Below are 16,823 nucleotides of genomic sequence, written 5' to 3' on the forward strand. Positions count from 1 at the left end.
GACTAGTGCTCGTGTTTGGACAATTGCTGATGATCAAGCAGTGGTTTACAGATGATTTTGATGTTTGTATCGAAATTAGTGGGTGTAGGCTAACAATCATAGTTGATGGAGGCCAGTTCATAAATACTGAATATTTGTACTTTCTATCCGCTGGTTCGATGAAACATACCGGACAGAGGCGTTTTGCAATCATGCAGGTGATGTTGTTATTGTGATGCTGGTAGTCTGATATTTGATAGCGTTGTTAATGGCTGCTCCCTTCGTAAAGCAAACTAATCTGCCGAAAAATATTGAAGAGCGTACTTAAGGAAAAAATCTATGTAGATTGATTTATTGATAATTCATTTTTTCGACATATGCTTGATGGCTGATATTAGCTATAAACTGCTAAATGGAATACAATTAATTAATATGTAAATAAATTATGTAGGAGAATATACATGCAAAAAGAAATCCGGCAGTTTTCTACGATTAATGCTTTGATGGCAGGCTTGTTCGATGGGGTATTTGCGGTTGGGGAGGTAAAAAAATATGGCAATTTTGGTCTGGGTTGCTCGCACGCGTTAGCAGGTGAGGTAATCATTGATCAGGATTTTCTGGAGGCTGATGGCGATAAAGCGGTAAAGGTGATGGGCGATGAAGAGCTGTTGCCATTTGTGCAGGTTACCACGTTTCAACCAGACAAGGTGGTAGATGTGGTGGATATCTGTAAAGACAATCTGTATACCCATCTGTCCAACTATTTGCCTATGGATAATGTGTTTGTTGCGGTGAGAATCAATGCCCGTTTTGATGAACTGAAAATCCGCCGCCCGTATGCGCAGCAGAAACCCTATCCGTCTGTGGTTGAGGTGTTTAAGCAACAGGTGGTGGATACAGTGGAGGCTGTCAGCGGTTCGCTGATTGGGTTCTGGACGCCGGAGTTTTTCAAGGAGCTGTCGGTAGCCGGCTTCCATTTGCATTTTATTGATACCACACGCAAACTAGGTGGACATGTGATTGATTTTCGTGCTGCCAAAGCGGAGCTGGCGTTTGAACGTAAGCAGTCAATAGAAATTGCATTGCCCCAGAGCGAGGAGTATCTGCGTAAAAACCTAAATATGGACGATTTGAATCAGGTGATTAAACAAGTAGAAAATTAGCGCGGACGTGCTACACTGTTTTTTCGTTATCCAATCAATTATAGGGGAGAGGCGGTGCTAGTGTTCGTACAGCCGGATAACGAATTTGCCACTACGGAAAGCGTACTATGAAAAAAATAATTTGCGGGCTGTTTTATATGTGTCTGCTGGGAGGTTGCCATCAGCAAGCTGTGGATGCTGTGGAAGCTTCTGCCGCCAGCCAGCCGCGGCATATGCCGCTGGTAATCGATCCAGCATTAACTACTTCTGTTGATCAGCAGCTGATGGTGTTGCAAAAAAAATTGCCACAGCAGCATAAGCAGATAAGGTTTAATGCAGCTGTACGCCATAATCACACGATTTATTATTCATATACGATGCTGGACGAAAAGCGTAAGCGAGATAATTTTAATGTTGATTCTGTGAAAAAAGAGCTCATGCACAGCTGTCGTCAGCCTCTGACACGGCGAATGCTGTTGGGTGGATTTGATTTTGTTTATGTGTATACGTTTCAGGATCATTCACAGCAAAGCATCACTTTGTCTGGTAAAGATTGTCGCTAGTTCTGCATTGCTGGCTAGGCTACAAAATAAGGGGGGGTATCAACCCCCCTGTTGTTATATGGGTTATATTGGTGCGCCAGCTATTGTTTCAGGCGGGCAAATGCTGCGGCCATGGCATTATCTGTGATGCCGCTGTTATGTCCGGTTTTGTCTTGTTGTCTGCGTGGGCGGTCACTTCTGGATGCTGCTGGTTTGGTTTCGTCGTTTAGGCGCATGGATAAAGCAATGCGTTTACGTGCGACATCGACTTCGACAACTTTTACTTTTACCACATCGCCGGCTTTCACAACGTCACGCGGGTCGGCAACATAGCGGTTGGCCAGTGCTGAAACATGGACGAGACCGTCCTGATGTACGCCGATATCAACAAATGCACCGAATGCAGCTACGTTGCTAACTACACCTTCAAGTATCATGCCGCTTTTAAGGTCGGTTATGTCTTCAATACCGTCGGCAAAGGTGGCAGTCTGAAATTCGCCGCGTGGGTCGCGGCCAGGTTTTTCTAGCTCAGCAAGAATATCGTTGATGGTCGGCAGACCAACGTGGCTGTCGATATAATCGCTCGGTTTCAAGGTTTTGAGGACGCTGCGGTTGCCAATGAGTTCTTCGGCACGCAGGTGCGTGGTTTGGAGCATTTTGGCAACGATGGGATAGCTTTCTGGGTGTACGGCGCTTGCGTCAAGTGGTTCATCACCACCCTGAATTCTCAGAAAACCGGCTGCCTGTTCAAAAGTTTTGCTGCCCAGACGCGGTACGTTCATCAGAGTGCGACGATTTGCAAAGGCGCCATTCTGGTCGCGATAGGTGACAATATTCTGCGCCAGCGTGCTGTTGAGGCCAGAAATGTGCGCCAACAATGCTACGGAAGCGGTGTTAACATCTACGCCAACGGCATTCACACAGTCTTCAACTACGGCATCTAGACTTCTGGCTAGCTGGGTCTGATTCACATCATGCTGATACTGGCCCACACCGATGGATTTGGGGTCAATTTTCACCAATTCGGCCAACGGGTCTTGCAGGCGACGGGCAATGGATATGGCACCGCGCAGACTAACATCCAGCTCAGGAAACTCTTTGGCAGCCAGTGCGGAAGCGGAATAGACAGAAGCGCCGGCTTCGGAGACAACAATTTTTTGTAGTTTGCGGTCGGACAAGGCGCGTATCAGTTCGCCTGCTAATTTGTCGGTTTCGCGGCTGGCGGTGCCATTCCCAATAGCAATCAGTTGTACATTATGCTGTTTAACCAGATGCATCAAGGTGTTGAGGGCACCCTGCCAGTCGTTACGGGGCTGATGGGGATAGATGGTGGCGGTTTCCAGTAGTTTGCCGGTATCATCTACTACCGCGACTTTAACGCCAGTACGGATACCGGGATCGAGGCCAATGGTGGTGAGACGACCTGCCGGAGCTGCCAACAGTAAATCCTTGAGGTTTTGCGCAAATACGCTGATGGCAGCCTGGTCAGCATTTTCTTTTAGCCGGTTGAGGGCGTCCAATTCCAGCGATAGGAAGATTTTGGCGCGCCAGCTCAGGCGTACGGTGTCGCGCAGCCAACGGTCGGCAGGGCGGCCATTGTCAGCGATACCAAATTGCTCGGCAATCAACTGTTCGTAAATACTTTGTTCGCCGACTGGTTTATCGTCCGGTTGATATTTTAGGTTTAGTGCCAGTATGCCTTCATTGCGTCCGCGTAAAACAGCTAATGCGCGGTGGCTGGGCATACTGTGTATCGGTTCGCGGTGATTAAAATAATCTTTGAATTTTTCGCCAGCGCTTTCCTGTCCTTCGAGTACGGTGGCGTGGATTTCACCTTCTCGCCACAGTTTATCGCGCAGATGGCCAATTAGCGTAGCATCTTCGGCAAACTGCTCCATCAGTATGGCACGCGCACCGTCTAGTGCAGCTTTGCTATCGGCTACATTTTCATTCAGATAGTTTTGCGCCTCTGCTTCTGGATTCAGCTGCGGCTGATTGAGCAGAGCTTCGGCCAGTGGTGCCAGTCCGTGTTCTCGCGCAATTTGTGCTTTGGTACGGCGTTTGGGTTTGTAGGGCAGATAAATATCTTCCAGCGCGGTTTTGTTATCTACTGCAGCAATACTTTGCCGCAGCTCATCAGTGAGTTTTCCTTGTTCTTCGATACTGGACAGGACAGTCTGCTTGCGTTCCTGCAATTCGCGCAGGTACTGAAGGCGTTCGGCAAGGGTGCGCAATTGCGTATCATCTAGTCCTCCAGTGGCCTCTTTGCGGTAGCGGGCTACAAACGGTACAGTGGCACCATCATCCAGTAGGTCAATCGCAGCCTGAATTCGTGCCGCAGCTACATTCAGTTCGTCAGCAATTTTCTCAGTGATGTTCATAACAACCTATAGAGCAATAAAAATGCAAGCATAGCCGCCTGTTGTGGCTTTGTCACCTGTTGCTGCTTGTTTGTATGGCGGCAGAATGGTGATAAACATAGATTGATTTATCTGTAACAGCAGAAAAGGCTATTTGTCATAGACAAATAGCCTTAAACTTGCTCATTTAAGCAGAATTAACTGGCAACAGGATAAGTGCCGGGTATCAGGATATCGGTATTAACTTTTTTGATATCGGTGTGGCCGGTAAAAGCCATGGTGGTATCTAATTCGTTGTAGATGATTTCGAGAGCGCGTCTTACGCCGTCCTCACCATATGCACCCAGGCCATACAGAAAGGCACGGCCGATCAGTGTACCTTTGGCACCCATGGCCATGGCCTTTAATACATCCTGACCTGTACGGATACCACTGTCTAGCCATACTTCGATGTCGTTGCCCACGGCAGAGATGATATTGGGTAAAGCGTGAATGGTAGAGGGAGCGCCATCTAGCTGGCGACCGCCATGATTAGATACCACGATTGCATCAGCACCGGATTTGACTGCCATTTCAGCATCGTCAGCATCCAGTATCCCTTTGATAATCAATTTACCGCCCCATAAATTCTTGATTTCTTCAATGTCTTTCCAGCTTAGACGCGGATCGAATTGTTCGCTTGTCCATGAAGCCAGTGAAGACATGTCAGCTACGCCTTTACAGTGACCAACAATATTGCGGAAAGTCCGGCGTTGGGTATTAAGCATAGCCAGACACCATTCCGGTTTTGTGGCCAGATTAATCCAGTTGCGCAAAGTGGGTTTGGGGGGGGTAGATAGGCCATTTTTAATGTCTTTATGGCGCTGCCCCATTACCTGTAAATCAGCAGTAACGACCAGAGCAGAGCAATTGGCAGCCTGAGCACGGCGAATAAGGTCGCGCATAAATTCGCGGTCGCGCATTACATACAATTGAAACCAGAAAGGAGTGCTGGTGTTTTCTGCTACATCTTCAATGGAGCAGACCGACATAGTGGATAGAGTGAATGGGACCCCGAATTTTTCAGCAGCGCGCGCCGCCAGAATTTCTCCGTCGGCATGCTGCATACCAGTCAGGCCAGTAGGAGCGATTGCAACCGGCATTTTCACTTTTTGCCCTACCATAGTAGTTTCCAGTGTACGGCCGGTCATATCAGTTAGTACACGCTGACGCAGCTTAATCGGCTGAAAATCGGTGGTATTGGCATGATAGGTAGTTTCTGTCCATGAACCAGTATCGGCGTAGTCGTAAAACATTTTCGGTACTTTGCGCTTGGCCACTTTGCGCAAATCTTCAATACAGGTTATTTTGCTTAATTTGTTTTGCATGTAGATACCTAATTTTCAGTTTTTTGGTAAATGTAATTATTATCCTGAATTTTCGCCTGAATCTTACGGACTGAACACCAGTAAGTTACAAACCGACAACACGGGACAATTTATAAATCATCAACATAATCAGAATCAGCAGACAGCTGATGCCTGCCAGCATAGTCCACGGTCCCCAGCGCTGAGAACGTCCGCAAAATCCGGCTGTTAAAATGGCACAGCAAACGCCCAGCAGGATAAGCAAAATATAAAAGTTCATCTTTTACTCCGGTAGAAATATATTTATAGTCAATAATTAATGTACTTATTGTAACGGCCGTTTCACAGACATGTCTGTTTTTTTTACAATCACGCAGGGTATTTGCTAGGTTAACCAAAATCTGAAGAGTAAAGCAACATTTTGTTAGTAGCCAGAACGTATGCCTGCATAATTATTTATACTCCTCTTAATATCCAAATTCAGCTTGTGAGCAATATTATTCTCAGTAAAAAGACTTTCTCTTCCTTGACGCGCCTAAAATAAAACCCCGCTTGTTAGCGGGGTTTTATTTTAAAGGAAAAACTTAGTCTTTTTTCTCTTTATCTTTTACTTCTTCAAATTCAGCATCAACAACATCATCGTTACCTTTGCTTTGAGCCTGATCAGCTTGTGCTCCAGCCTGTTGGCTTTCTGACTGAGCCTGAGCATACATCATTTCGCCCAGCTTCTGGCTGGCTGAACCCAGTGCTTCTGATTTAGCATCAATTGCAGCTTTGTCTTCGCCTTTAACAGCTTCTTCAGCTTCCTTAATGGCTGCTTCGATTTTTTCTTTTTCAGCTGCATCAAGTTTATCACCGTATTCGCTCAAAGATTTCTGCACGGAGTGAATCAGAGCTTCGGCCTGATTGCGACTGCTTACCAGTTCAGCCAGTTTGCGGTCTTCTTCTGCATTGGCCTCTGCATCTTTTACCATGCGTTCGATTTCTTCTTCGCTCAATCCAGATGAAGCTTGAATAGTAATGTTAGCTTCTTTACCTGTACCTTTATCTTTGGCAGAAACATGCAAAATACCGTTAGCATCGATATCGAAAGTTACTTCTACTTGTGGTACACCGCGTGGAGCCGGCGGAATGTCGCCCAGATTAAACTGTCCCAGACTCTTATTAGCAGAAGCACGTTCACGTTCACCCTGCAATACATGAATGGTTACAGCACTTTGATTGTCTTCAGCAGTAGAGAATGTCTGAGTTGCTTTGGTCGGAATAGTGGTGTTTTTATTGATGAGCTTGGTCATCACACCGCCCATGGTTTCGATACCCAAAGACAGCGGGGTTACGTCCAGCAGCAATACGTCGCTACGGTCACCGGCCAGTACTGCCCCTTGAATTGCTGCACCAACAGCCACTGCTTCATCAGGGTTAACGTCGCGACGTGGTTCTTTACCAAAGAAATCTTTTACAGCTTCCTGTACTTTCGGCATGCGGCTCTGGCCACCTACCAAAATCACATCGTTAATGTCGTTCACACTTAAACCAGCATCCTTGATGGCAGTACGGCAAGGTTCGATAGAACGGGTAATCAGATCTTCAACCAGACTTTCAAATTTGGCACGGGTGATTTTCATGGCCAGATGTTTCGGGCCAGTCGCATCCATGGTGATGTAAGGCAGGTTGATTTCAGTTTGTTGTCCACTGGAAAGTTCAATTTTGGCTTTTTCAGCGGCTTCTTTCAGACGTTGCAATGCCATTACATCATTTTTCAGGTCGATACCCTGATCTTTTTTGAATTCATCGATGATGTAGTTAATCAAACGTTGATCGAAATCTTCACCACCAAGGAAGGTATCGCCATTGGTAGCCAGTACTTCAAACTGTTTGTCGCCATCAATTTCGGCAATTTCAATAATGGAAATATCGAAAGTACCGCCACCCAAGTCGTAAACGGCAATTTTACGGTCGCCTTTTTCGCCTTTGTCCATACCAAAGGCCAGAGCAGCAGCTGTAGGTTCGTTGATAATGCGTTTTACATCCAGACCAGCAATACGGCCGGCATCCTTGGTAGCCTGACGCTGACTGTCGTTAAAATAGGCTGGCACAGTGATAACAGCTTCAGTAACCTTTTCACCGAGATAATCTTCGGCTGCTTTTTTCATTTTACGCAGTACTTCAGCAGAAACCTGCGGAGGAGACAGTTTTTCACCATGTGCTTCCACCCATGCATCGTTGTTATTGGCTTTAACAATCTGGAACGGCATGGATTTGATATCGCGCTGTACTTCAGCATCGTCGAATTTACGTCCAATCAGACGTTTTACTGCATAAATAGTATTTTTAGGGTTGGTGACTGCCTGACGTTTGGCAGGTGCACCAACCAGAATTTCATTGTCGTCCAGATAAGCCACAATAGAAGGTGTGGTACGTGCACCTTCCGCATTTTCAATTACTTTTGTCTGGCCACCTTCTGAAATGGCAACACATGAGTTGGTCGTACCCAAATCAATACCGATTACTTTTGCCATATTTAAAATCTCCTAATTATTTAATTTCGTGATTTGCAGCATTATCTTACAGTTGCAAATAGGCAGTATGAAACCACCGTTATACTATTGCTAATGAATCGTAAATGGGTATACCTGATACGATTTCAAGCATAGTTTTGCAAATTTTATCCAAATTATTGCACCCCTAATGTCTGCTTTAATATCAATAGCGTTTGCTTACATGGTTGTATGTTATATTCATTCAGGCTTAAACAGTAAAATCATCCTGCTTTTGTCGATGCCGTCTGATACTAATTTGCGCTATGTCAGACGGTGTTTTTCAATATGAGTTTACAATCACTCAAGACATTAATGATTTCTGTCTGGCTGTATCTATTTCTTCATGATTAGGAGTAAGTTGTATGCCTGTCAAAATTGGGTTCAAGCCCATTCCCGCTGCCGTAGCGCTGTTAATCGGCCTGATAGTCTGGTTTGCCATCCCGGTACCAGAAGGGGTTTCTCCTCAAGCTTGGCATTTGCTGGCTATGTTTGTTGGTGTGATTGCAGCTATTATCGGCAAAGCTATGCCCATTGGTGCGCTGTCTATCATCGCTATTATGCTGGTAGCCGTAACTGGTGTTACTGCAGACACACCCAGCAAAGCCATGAATGATGCTTTAAGCAGCTTTGGTAATCCACTTATCTGGCTGATTGGCGTAGCAATCATGATTTCTCGTGGTTTGCTGAAAACTGGTTTGGGCGCTCGTGTTGGTTACCTGTTTATCGGCTTGTGGGGTAAACGTACCCTGGGTGTGGCCTATAGTCTGGCAGTGGTGGAACTATTATTGGCTCCAGTAACCCCCAGTAATACAGCCCGTGGTGGTGGTATCATTCACCCAATCATGAAATCTATAGCATCCAGCTATGATTCAGACCCTGAAAAGGGCACCGAAAAACGCATGGGTAAATTTCTGGCATTGGTAAATTACCACGCTAATCCCATCAGTTCAATTATGTTTATTACCGCTACAGCACCCAATCCTTTGATTGTGGATCTGGTAGCCAAAGCCACCAACAGCGATATTCATCTTTCTTGGGGTACTTGGGCGCTGGCCATGCTGGTACCCGGTTTAGTAGCGATGTTCTTGATGCCACTGATTATCTACTGGTTGTATCCGCCTGAAATCAAGCACACTCCGAATGCAGTGGCTTTTGCCAAAGAGCGTTTGAAAGAACAGGGCCCGATGACACGTGATGAAAAAATCATGCTGGGTATTTTTGCGGTATTGCTGATTCTGTGGGCAGGTATTCCGGCCATGCTGTTCGGTAAATCCTTTGCGGTAGATCCGACCACCACCGCGTTTATCGGTTTGTCGCTTCTTCTTTTAACCGGCGTATTGAGCTGGGATGACATCCTGAAAGAAAAAAGTGCGTGGGATACCATCACTTGGTTTGCTGCATTGGTAATGATGGCAACGTTCCTGAATAAACTGGGACTGATTACATGGTTCTCCGGGGTACTGGAAAGCAGTATTGGTAGTCTGGGTATGGGCTGGATGGGTGCCTGTACACTATTATTACTGGCGTATATGTATGCACATTATATGTTTGCCAGCACCACGGCTCATATTACCGCTATGTTTGCCGCCTTTTACTCAGCTGGTCTGGCATTGGGTGCGCCGCCCATGCTGTTTGCGCTGATGATGGCTGCTGCTTCCAGCATTATGATGACCCTGACTCATTACGCCACCGGTACCTCACCTGTAGTATTCGGTTCCGGCTTTGTGACCCTAGGTGAATGGTGGAAAATTGGTTTCATCATGAGCGTGATTGAACTTGCTATCTTCGTTGTAATTGGCGGAGTTTGGTGGAAAGTTTTGGGTTACTATTAATCTGTTATCTTCACAGCAGCAGGCTGCCAAAAGGTTTGGCAGCCTGTTTTATTGTTTAAAATCAAATTTAATGCGTCAATTCAGAAATTCGCTTGTTAATATCGTCCGGATTCGGTTATGATGCAGTGCCTTAAGGGAGTAGTTTCACAGGTAATATCTCCAATACCTGTGGTTACGATCAACATATTTGCAGCATTTGCTGTATGGTCGTAACGTCTAACCAGATGGTGGATTAACGAGACTTGAGACAGGATAAAACTGCAATGGCGGGCGTTTTATCGTGTCTTTTGTCTATGCCCGCCTACGGTATCTCATAATGATTCATGCTTTTCTTTCTTCCGTTGTTCCTGTTGCATTGGCTGAGATTGGCGATAAAACTCAATTACTGACATTATTTTTGGCTACCCGCTTTGCGCGTAAATATGCCATTATTGCTGGTATGTTATGTGCCACATTACTTAATCACGTTGTTTCAGCATGGTTTGGCGTAGAAGTCGCACGATTTTTTACCCCGCAGTTAATGGGCTGGGTAGTCGGTATCAGTTTCTTAGTCGTGGGATTGTGGCTATTAAAACCAGATAAGGATGATGGTGTAGATACCCGATTCATGCGCTACGGGCCGTTTGTGGCTACATCTGTTTTGTTTTTTCTGGCTGAAGTAGGGGATAAAACCCAAATTGCTACCATATTGCTGGCAGCACAGTATCGGGATTTATTTTCTGTAGTTATGGGCAGTACAGCAGGCTTATTGTTGGCAAATGTTCCAGTCATATTTTTTGGTAATTGGCTCATGCAACGATTGCCCTTAAACCGCATCCGCATAGGTGCCTGCGTCTTGTTCTGTCTATTAGGCATCGTGACACTCATTCAGACATACTTAAACTAAATATCATAAATGTTCAGACAGATTAATTCCTTCAATCCAGTGCCAAACATAAAATGCAAAAACAAATAACAAGATGTGAATGGGTCAACGCTGATCCACTATATCAGCAGTACCATGATAATGAATGGGGGCATGTGCAGAAAGACGGCCAAAAATTGTTTGAAAAAATCTGTCTAGAAGGCCAGCAGGCCGGACTATCATGGATAACGGTATTAAAAAAACGTGCTGAATACCGGCGTTGCTTTTATGATTTCAATCCGCAAAAAATTATAACCATCAATGATATTGAGCCATTACTCCAAAATCCGGGACTGATACGCCATCCGGGCAAATTACAGGCAATTATCCATAATGCGCATGCCTATCTTTCCATGCAAGAACAGGGAGAAGATTTTGCTAATTTTATCTGGTCGTTTGTCAATCATCAGCCGATTATCAATCATTATTCGCATTTATCCGAAGTGCCGACTCAGACAAAAATAAGTACGGCCATGTCAAAAGCGCTGAAAAAACGCGGTTTTAGTTTTGTCGGTCCCACCACTTGTTATGCATTTATGCAATCAATGGGACTAGTTAATGATCATCTGCAAGGCTGTTTTTGCGCCCAACATTAAAAACCGCTACTCAAATACATTATCAAACAATAGAAAGTACCAGATTCCACCGCAACAAGAAACATGATAATTATGTTTTTGGTATAATAAAATTAAAGGAAGCAAAGATACATCAATAATTTGTTACAAAATTATATCCAGATACCATACAGGTATAATTTGGAATTAAATACCAAAAGCAGAATAAATGTGATACAAACTTGTTTAGGGTGTTTGATTCAGATTAGACGCAATGAGCCTTAGCCATGCAAAACAAGTTCAAACTCAGCCTCCATCTCAGTATCGGCATACTATTGTCAACATATTTAAATCTAGCTTGGGCTGAAGATAATTCAACTGCCAATGTTACCGCTAGCGAACCGACACAAGTGACATGGTATGCATGTCCATTGGCCAATAACCATGTCAGTTACACAACTAAACCTTTAGACGTGCACTGCCAGATAGCCAAACATCCGCCTACCGATGGTGACAATTTAAAAAAATATTCATTAGAAAATCAGAATGCACCTGGTTTAGAACAGTTACAGCGGTTATGGTACAGCGCTGAATTCGGACGTGATGGCGACCTAATGAAAACCCCTCCAGCTCCTAAAATCGGTATTCTACTGCGTCAGCAAATGCCGAAGTCAGAAGCATCACCTAAAATCAAGAATACCCAACCTACCGTCCCAGCCAAAATAATCATCGTACCCAAGCCAACACCGAAACAGCTTGTACAACGTGATATCGTCAGTGAACAGCGGGCACTGGCTGCTGCACAACAGCAACTGCGTCAAGCGCAAAAACAAGGTATCGCCGTTCAGATTCAGCGTTGGCAGCAGAATGTTAATGATAGGCAGGCCAATATCCGCGTACTCAGGCAGGAATTAAACCGGTATTAAATATCACTGATTACAAAATAGCAAAAACAATCGTAGAAAATTATCAAACCTGAAGCCAGAAAGTTACCGGTCCATCATTTACCAAAGAGACCTGCATATTGGCTGCAAAAATACCGGTTTCAGTGGAAATCTGCCTTTGACACAATTCAACGAAATAATCATACAAGCGTTCTGCTGCAGCCGGCGCAGCACCTCTAGTAAAGCTAGGTCTGGTGCCTTTTTTAGTGTCTGCAGCCAGTGTAAATTGTGATACCACCAATACTTGCCCGCCTATCTGCCTAACATTCAGATTCATTTTATTATCCTGATCACTGAAAACACGGTAACCAAGTACCTTATCGCAAAGACGTTCAGCCTTTTGTGTATCGTCTCCCTGTTCAACACCTAATAAAATCAGTAATCCCTGTTTTATCTGACCAACTGTTTCGCCATTTACTTCCACATTAGCTTGCTTAACGCGTTGTATTAAAGCAATCATGCAAAATTCCTTTAAAATCTAAATGTCTCATTCAAACGCTTCAGGTTTATCTGCTAAAACAAACCATAGCTATAGACCAAATTATCCATTTTGAAAAAGACTGATAATCAAACTGACTAATGAAAAAACGCCTGCTTAGACACAGACGTTTTTCATAAAAGCGAGATATTAATCCACATCATGGATAAACTTCACGCCGGTTAACTGCGAAGACAGGATAGCTGATTTGATAATACGTAAAGCCTTAGGCCGGACAAAATTACGACGTGAAGCCAGTACCACTCTTCGCTCAGGTGTCGGTTTTGAAAAAGGAATAATGCTGAATAATAAATGATCATTATCCGTTAAAGCAGTCGCTGGCATCACACTGATACCCAAACCGCTGGCCACCATATGCCGGATGGTATTAATAGAGCTGCCCTGAATACTGTTCGATAGGCCCAGAATTTTCTGGCGCGAAGCCAGTTCCTGACAACTATCCAGCACATTATCACGCATACAGTTACCCTCAGTCAGCAGCAACACCCGTTCTTCACCCAGCTGTTTCGGCGTTACCTCGTCCAAATGCTCAAATGCATGACCCTTAGGCACAATAACAAAAAAAGGTTCATCATAAAGCGGTATCGTTTGCAAACCGTTTTCCTGAAACGGTTCTGCAACAACAATCGCATCCAAATCGCCTCGCTTAAGCGATTCTTTTAAAACATCCGTATAATTTTCATCCAGCTGTAAAGGCATTTCTGGCGCCAGCTGACGTAGAGATAAAATCAGCTTTGGAAGCAAATAGGGAGCAATAGTGAATATCAGCCCTAGTTTGAAAATTCCTTCAAGCTCACTTTGCTCCTGATTGGCCATCAACTTAATGCGGTCAGCCTCCTCAAGCACACGGCGAGCCTGAAGCACAATGCGCTGACCAGCATCAGTTGTCATTACCTCATTACTACTGCGGTCAAATAAAGTCAGCCCCAGCTCTTCTTCCAGCTTCTTAATTGCAATAGATAAAGTAGGCTGGCTAACAAAACATCGCTGGGCAGCACGCCCAAAATGTTTTTCCTGAGCAACAGCCACAATATAGCGCAATTCAGTCAGCGTCATTCACTGGCCTTTTTCTTTCCTGTTTCCGGTAAAGTAATATTAAGTGCCAAGACATCCATACCATCTTTCTTTTCTTGAGAAATATGAATATCGTCTAAAGAAACATGGACATACTTTGAAAGTACTTGCAACAGTTCCTTTTGCAGCGTAGGCAAATAATCCGGAGTCTGAGTAGCGCGTTCCTGCGCAATAATAATCTGCAAACGGTCACGCGCTGTCTGAGCGGATTGCTGCTTTTTGCCAAAAAGAAAATCCATTATAGACATGTCTTAACCTCCGAACAGACGCTTGAGAAAGCCTTTTTTCTCAGCATCCACAAAGCGGATTGGACGGTCTTCACCCAGCAGGCGCGCAACAACATCTTTATAAGCTTCCGCCACTACCGAATTTTCCTGCAAAATTACCGGCGTGCCAGAATTAGAAGCCTGCAATACGTTCTGGGATTCTGGAATCACACCAATCAGCGGAATACGTAAAATATCCTGAATATCTTGTACAGACAGCATCTCACCTTTGTCTACACGTTCAGGTGAATAGCGCGTAATCAGCAAATGTTCTTTTACCGGTTCACTGTTGGTTTCAGCTCGTCTGGATTTGCTCGACAAAATACCCAGAATACGGTCAGAATCACGCACACTGGAAATTTCTGGGTTAGTGGTAACAATTGCCTCATCCGCAAAATACAAGGCCATCAACGCACCCTGCTCAATGCCTGCCGGTGAGTCACAAACCACATATTCGAAACCCATCTTCGTTGTTAAATCCTTCAGCACCTTTTCCACCCCATCACGGGTCAGTGCATCCTTATCACGAGTTTGCGAAGCAGGTAACACATAAAGATTATCACAGTGTTTATCCTTGATTAATGCCTGATTCAGCGTAGCTTCATCCTGAATAACATTAATTAGGTCATAAACCACTCGGCGCTCACAACCCATAATCAAATCCAGATTACGCAAACCCACATCAAAATCAATTACCGCAGTTTTATGGCCGGCTAAAGCCAGTCCAGTTGCAATACTGGCACTGGTCGTGGTTTTACCCACGCCGCCCTTACCTGACGTCACCACAATAATCTTTGCCACAATTAAATTCCTTTTGTTATATAAACGAATCTACAAAACATTCACAAATCAGCCACACACCGATGCGTGTCCCTGAATTAACTAATGCGCCTGAATCGCACTGAGTACCAGCCGGTCATTTTGCAGGAAAATCTGTACCGGATGGCGATCCAGATGCGCCGGCAACTGCTGGTCAAAAATACGATAAATACCGGCCACAGATACCAGCTCAGCTTGCATAGACTGAGCAAAAATACGTGTTTCCTTATTCCCCGCCGCACCGGCCAGAGCTCGTCCGCGTAAAGGACCATAAATATGAATATTGCCATCAGCAATGATTTCCGCCCCTTCACTGACCAAACCCAGAACAATCAAATCTGATTTTTCCGCATATACTTGCTGACCAGTTCTTATGGTGCGATCAATGACCAACGTAGGCAGAGCACTTGCAGCAACTGAAGAATTTATTTTGTCATTAACATCGGCAGAAGGCTGAACCAGCGCATCAGCCACAGCTTTAACCCTACTGTTAGCCTGTTCTTCCGGTAAAATACTGAAAGCTATATTATGTTGTTTGGCTAAGCTGACCCAGGCTGCATCAGAATGACGGATAGCAATAATACGCAAATGATAACGTGAAAACAGTGCCACAATTTTAGCCAAGTCCAATGTTGCCGGATTGGCAAGATTGTGCAGATCAAGTGTAAAAGGCATATTACGCAAATTACCAAAACGCTCTGCACGTTGCTTTAATTCATGGTTAATCAAAGTCAGGTCATCTGTCAGCAACTGTACCGACAAAGTATCTAGACGCGCGGATTTCACATTAAAAGCTGGTTTCATTAACGTGTTTGCCCAAAAAATTATGATTAGAATAAAGAGTAAGTACCGAAGTGTACCGTTTTGGTTAAGCGGCTTCAATTACAACTCATATCCTTCAGCAAAATAATTACCTAATCAACCCTATAAAACCCATAATGACCAATATCCCCACCATTCAACCACAACTCAATATGTCATCCCAACTGCGTGTAAATATCATCGGTACCGGTAAAGTAGCCTCCAGCCTCGCCATCATCTGGCATCAGAGCAAGCAAATAAATATACAGGCAGCATGGAATCGCAGCTTCACTACAGCGCAAAATCTTAAAAACCATATACCTTCTGTTCAACTATGCCAAGAATTGAGCAATCTACCGCCAGCTGATATTTATGTTATAGGTGTCAGCGATCAGGCTATCGAAAAAATAAGCTGGCAAATTCAACAAAATCATTGCCTAACACCCAATTCATTAGTTATTCACCTAAGCGGTGCATTAGACAGCAAAATATTAAAATCAAACCAAAATAAAGTACTGGCAGGCTCCCTGCATCCGGTATTTCCTTTTGCCTCAATCGAAATAGCCTTAAATCAATTAGCCGGACACATGTGCGCCATAGAAGGCGATAAAGTTGCTTTACCTATACTGCAACAACTGGCTCAGGCTGCAAAATTAAATAGCTTTATTATTGATGCAAACCAGAAAAGCCGCTATCACACCGCACTATCAGCCAGTGCTAATTTTCTAGTTACCTTAAATGCATATGCACGTAATATACTTACTTCTTTGTCTATACCGAAAAGCCTGGCTGAACGACTGGTAAATCAGCTCATGCAGCAAAATCTAAACCAACTACAAACAATGGTTCCGGAAGAAGCCCTTACAGGGCCAATAAAACGTGGCGATAGCACCACAATCGCAAAACATTGGCAGGCATTAAACACAACAGAGCAGGAGATATATAGTGTACTCGCCAAGCAGACATTAGATTTGACCAAATTAAGCCAAGAAAAGCGTCAGCAAATATTACAAATCATCTCACCAACGCAAACGAAGCAAGATAAGAGTCATAAGAAGTGAGGGATTGAGTTAAATGACTGAATGAAGACCAATAACCGAGGCGAGAGCGGTAAAAATAAACCTTATTAGAACAGTGGTTTGGTGGATTGTATAAAAATAAGAGGAGGAAGTAGTTGACAGGGTGGATGTAGGGGCGTATAGTTCGCCTTCTTCGCTGAGA

Annotated in this window: 16 protein-coding genes; 7 read left to right on the forward strand and 9 right to left on the reverse strand. The window is 44.4% G+C overall.

Annotated features, from left to right (window positions below; genetic code table 11):
- Nucleotides 1-440 precede the first annotated feature (440 nt).
- Both budA and J3U64_RS09470 read left to right on the forward strand, forming a co-directional pair.
- Nucleotides 441-1,142 (forward strand): acetolactate decarboxylase, encoded by a 702-nt coding sequence (budA, locus tag J3U64_RS09465; RefSeq protein ID WP_267409060.1) that lies wholly within the window; start codon nucleotides 441-443, stop codon nucleotides 1,140-1,142.
- Nucleotides 1,143-1,249: 107 nt separating this feature from the next.
- A complete protein-coding gene (locus tag J3U64_RS09470) occupies nucleotides 1,250-1,684 on the forward strand; it encodes a hypothetical protein (protein ID WP_267409061.1) in 435 nt (144 codons plus the stop codon).
- An 80-nt stretch (nucleotides 1,685-1,764) separates the two neighbouring features.
- Here J3U64_RS09470 and J3U64_RS09475 read toward each other — a convergent pair whose 3' ends face one another.
- From J3U64_RS09475 to dnaK, 4 genes are all read right to left on the reverse strand, one after another.
- Entirely contained in the window at nucleotides 1,765-4,044 is a 2,280-nt protein-coding gene (locus J3U64_RS09475) for a Tex family protein (protein ID WP_267409062.1), read from the reverse strand.
- Between the two features lie 176 nt (nucleotides 4,045-4,220).
- Nucleotides 4,221-5,390, reverse strand: a complete 1,170-nt coding sequence (locus tag J3U64_RS09480) for an alpha-hydroxy acid oxidase (protein ID WP_267409063.1) — start codon at nucleotides 5,388-5,390, stop codon at nucleotides 4,221-4,223.
- A gap of 85 nt (nucleotides 5,391-5,475) precedes the next feature.
- Nucleotides 5,476-5,649, reverse strand: coding sequence for a hypothetical protein (locus J3U64_RS09485; protein ID WP_267409064.1), 174 nt, complete (start codon nucleotides 5,647-5,649; stop codon nucleotides 5,476-5,478).
- A gap of 304 nt (nucleotides 5,650-5,953) precedes the next feature.
- Nucleotides 5,954-7,888, reverse strand: coding sequence for a molecular chaperone DnaK (gene dnaK, locus J3U64_RS09490; RefSeq protein WP_267409065.1), 1,935 nt, complete (start codon nucleotides 7,886-7,888; stop codon nucleotides 5,954-5,956).
- A gap of 395 nt (nucleotides 7,889-8,283) precedes the next feature.
- Here dnaK and J3U64_RS09495 point away from each other — a divergent pair, with 395 nt between their 5' ends.
- From J3U64_RS09495 to J3U64_RS09510, 4 genes are all read left to right on the forward strand, one after another.
- Nucleotides 8,284-9,741, forward strand: coding sequence for a DASS family sodium-coupled anion symporter (locus J3U64_RS09495; RefSeq protein ID WP_267391989.1), 1,458 nt, complete (start codon nucleotides 8,284-8,286; stop codon nucleotides 9,739-9,741).
- Between the two features lie 319 nt (nucleotides 9,742-10,060).
- A complete protein-coding gene (locus J3U64_RS09500) occupies nucleotides 10,061-10,627 on the forward strand; it encodes a TMEM165/GDT1 family protein (protein ID WP_267391990.1) in 567 nt (188 codons plus the stop codon).
- Between the two features lie 53 nt (nucleotides 10,628-10,680).
- On the forward strand, nucleotides 10,681-11,241 hold the full coding sequence (locus J3U64_RS09505; RefSeq protein ID WP_323811404.1) for a DNA-3-methyladenine glycosylase I: 561 nt from the start codon (nucleotides 10,681-10,683) through the stop codon (nucleotides 11,239-11,241).
- A 245-nt stretch (nucleotides 11,242-11,486) separates the two neighbouring features.
- Complete coding sequence (locus tag J3U64_RS09510; protein ID WP_267391984.1) at nucleotides 11,487-12,125, forward strand: hypothetical protein; 639 nt, start codon at nucleotides 11,487-11,489, stop codon at nucleotides 12,123-12,125.
- Nucleotides 12,126-12,168: 43 nt separating this feature from the next.
- Here the strand turns inward: J3U64_RS09510 and dtd are convergent, their stop codons facing one another.
- The 5 genes from dtd to minC all read right to left on the reverse strand — a co-directional run bounded on the left by dtd (nucleotide 12,169) and on the right by minC (nucleotide 15,605).
- Complete coding sequence (gene dtd, locus J3U64_RS09515; protein WP_267391985.1) at nucleotides 12,169-12,603, reverse strand: D-aminoacyl-tRNA deacylase; 435 nt, start codon at nucleotides 12,601-12,603, stop codon at nucleotides 12,169-12,171.
- 168 nt (nucleotides 12,604-12,771) lie between these two features.
- Complete coding sequence (locus tag J3U64_RS09520; protein ID WP_100140913.1) at nucleotides 12,772-13,698, reverse strand: hydrogen peroxide-inducible genes activator; 927 nt, start codon at nucleotides 13,696-13,698, stop codon at nucleotides 12,772-12,774.
- The gene (gene minE, locus J3U64_RS09525) at nucleotides 13,695-13,964 is read right to left on the reverse strand and encodes a cell division topological specificity factor MinE (RefSeq protein WP_100140914.1); all 270 of its coding nucleotides are present in this window, start codon (nucleotides 13,962-13,964) and stop codon (nucleotides 13,695-13,697) included. Before minE ends, J3U64_RS09520 begins: the two co-directional genes overlap by 4 nt.
- A 3-nt stretch (nucleotides 13,965-13,967) precedes the next feature.
- Entirely contained in the window at nucleotides 13,968-14,783 is an 816-nt protein-coding gene (minD, locus tag J3U64_RS09530) for a septum site-determining protein MinD (RefSeq protein WP_100140915.1), read from the reverse strand.
- Between the two features lie 81 nt (nucleotides 14,784-14,864).
- Nucleotides 14,865-15,605 carry a septum site-determining protein MinC gene (minC, locus tag J3U64_RS09535; RefSeq protein WP_267391986.1) on the reverse strand — a complete coding sequence of 247 codons (741 nt, stop codon included), beginning with the start codon at nucleotides 15,603-15,605 and terminating at the stop codon, nucleotides 14,865-14,867.
- Between the two features lie 134 nt (nucleotides 15,606-15,739).
- Here minC and J3U64_RS09540 point away from each other — a divergent pair, with 134 nt between their 5' ends.
- Nucleotides 15,740-16,663, forward strand: coding sequence for a Rossmann-like and DUF2520 domain-containing protein (locus tag J3U64_RS09540; protein WP_267409066.1), 924 nt, complete (start codon nucleotides 15,740-15,742; stop codon nucleotides 16,661-16,663).
- Nucleotides 16,664-16,823: the final 160 nt, after the last annotated feature.

The organism is Snodgrassella sp. B3800 (assembly GCF_026535865.1).
Classification (GTDB): Bacteria; Pseudomonadota; Gammaproteobacteria; order Burkholderiales; family Neisseriaceae; genus Snodgrassella; species Snodgrassella alvi_E.

Bases quoted from the DNA above. Each gene is read 5' to 3' on its own strand.
- budA (WP_267409060.1), top strand. From the start codon at position 441: ATGCAAAAAGAAATCCGGCAGTTTTCTACGATTAATGCTTTGATGGCA.
- J3U64_RS09470 (WP_267409061.1), top strand. From the start codon at position 1,250: ATGAAAAAAATAATTTGCGGGCTGTTTTATATGTGTCTGCTGGGAGGT.
- J3U64_RS09475 (WP_267409062.1), bottom strand. From the start codon at position 4,044: ATGAACATCACTGAGAAAATTGCTGACGAACTGAATGTAGCTGCGGCA.
- J3U64_RS09480 (WP_267409063.1), bottom strand. From the start codon at position 5,390: ATGCAAAACAAATTAAGCAAAATAACCTGTATTGAAGATTTGCGCAAA.
- J3U64_RS09485 (WP_267409064.1), bottom strand. From the start codon at position 5,649: ATGAACTTTTATATTTTGCTTATCCTGCTGGGCGTTTGCTGTGCCATT.
- dnaK (WP_267409065.1), bottom strand. From the start codon at position 7,888: ATGGCAAAAGTAATCGGTATTGATTTGGGTACGACCAACTCATGTGTT.
- J3U64_RS09505 (WP_323811404.1), top strand. From the start codon at position 10,681: ATGCAAAAACAAATAACAAGATGTGAATGGGTCAACGCTGATCCACTA.
- J3U64_RS09510 (WP_267391984.1), top strand. From the start codon at position 11,487: ATGCAAAACAAGTTCAAACTCAGCCTCCATCTCAGTATCGGCATACTA.
- dtd (WP_267391985.1), bottom strand. From the start codon at position 12,603: ATGATTGCTTTAATACAACGCGTTAAGCAAGCTAATGTGGAAGTAAAT.
- J3U64_RS09520 (WP_100140913.1), bottom strand. From the start codon at position 13,698: ATGACGCTGACTGAATTGCGCTATATTGTGGCTGTTGCTCAGGAAAAA.
- minE (WP_100140914.1), bottom strand. From the start codon at position 13,964: ATGTCTATAATGGATTTTCTTTTTGGCAAAAAGCAGCAATCCGCTCAG.
- minC (WP_267391986.1), bottom strand. From the start codon at position 15,605: ATGAAACCAGCTTTTAATGTGAAATCCGCGCGTCTAGATACTTTGTCG.
- J3U64_RS09540 (WP_267409066.1), top strand. From the start codon at position 15,740: ATGACCAATATCCCCACCATTCAACCACAACTCAATATGTCATCCCAA.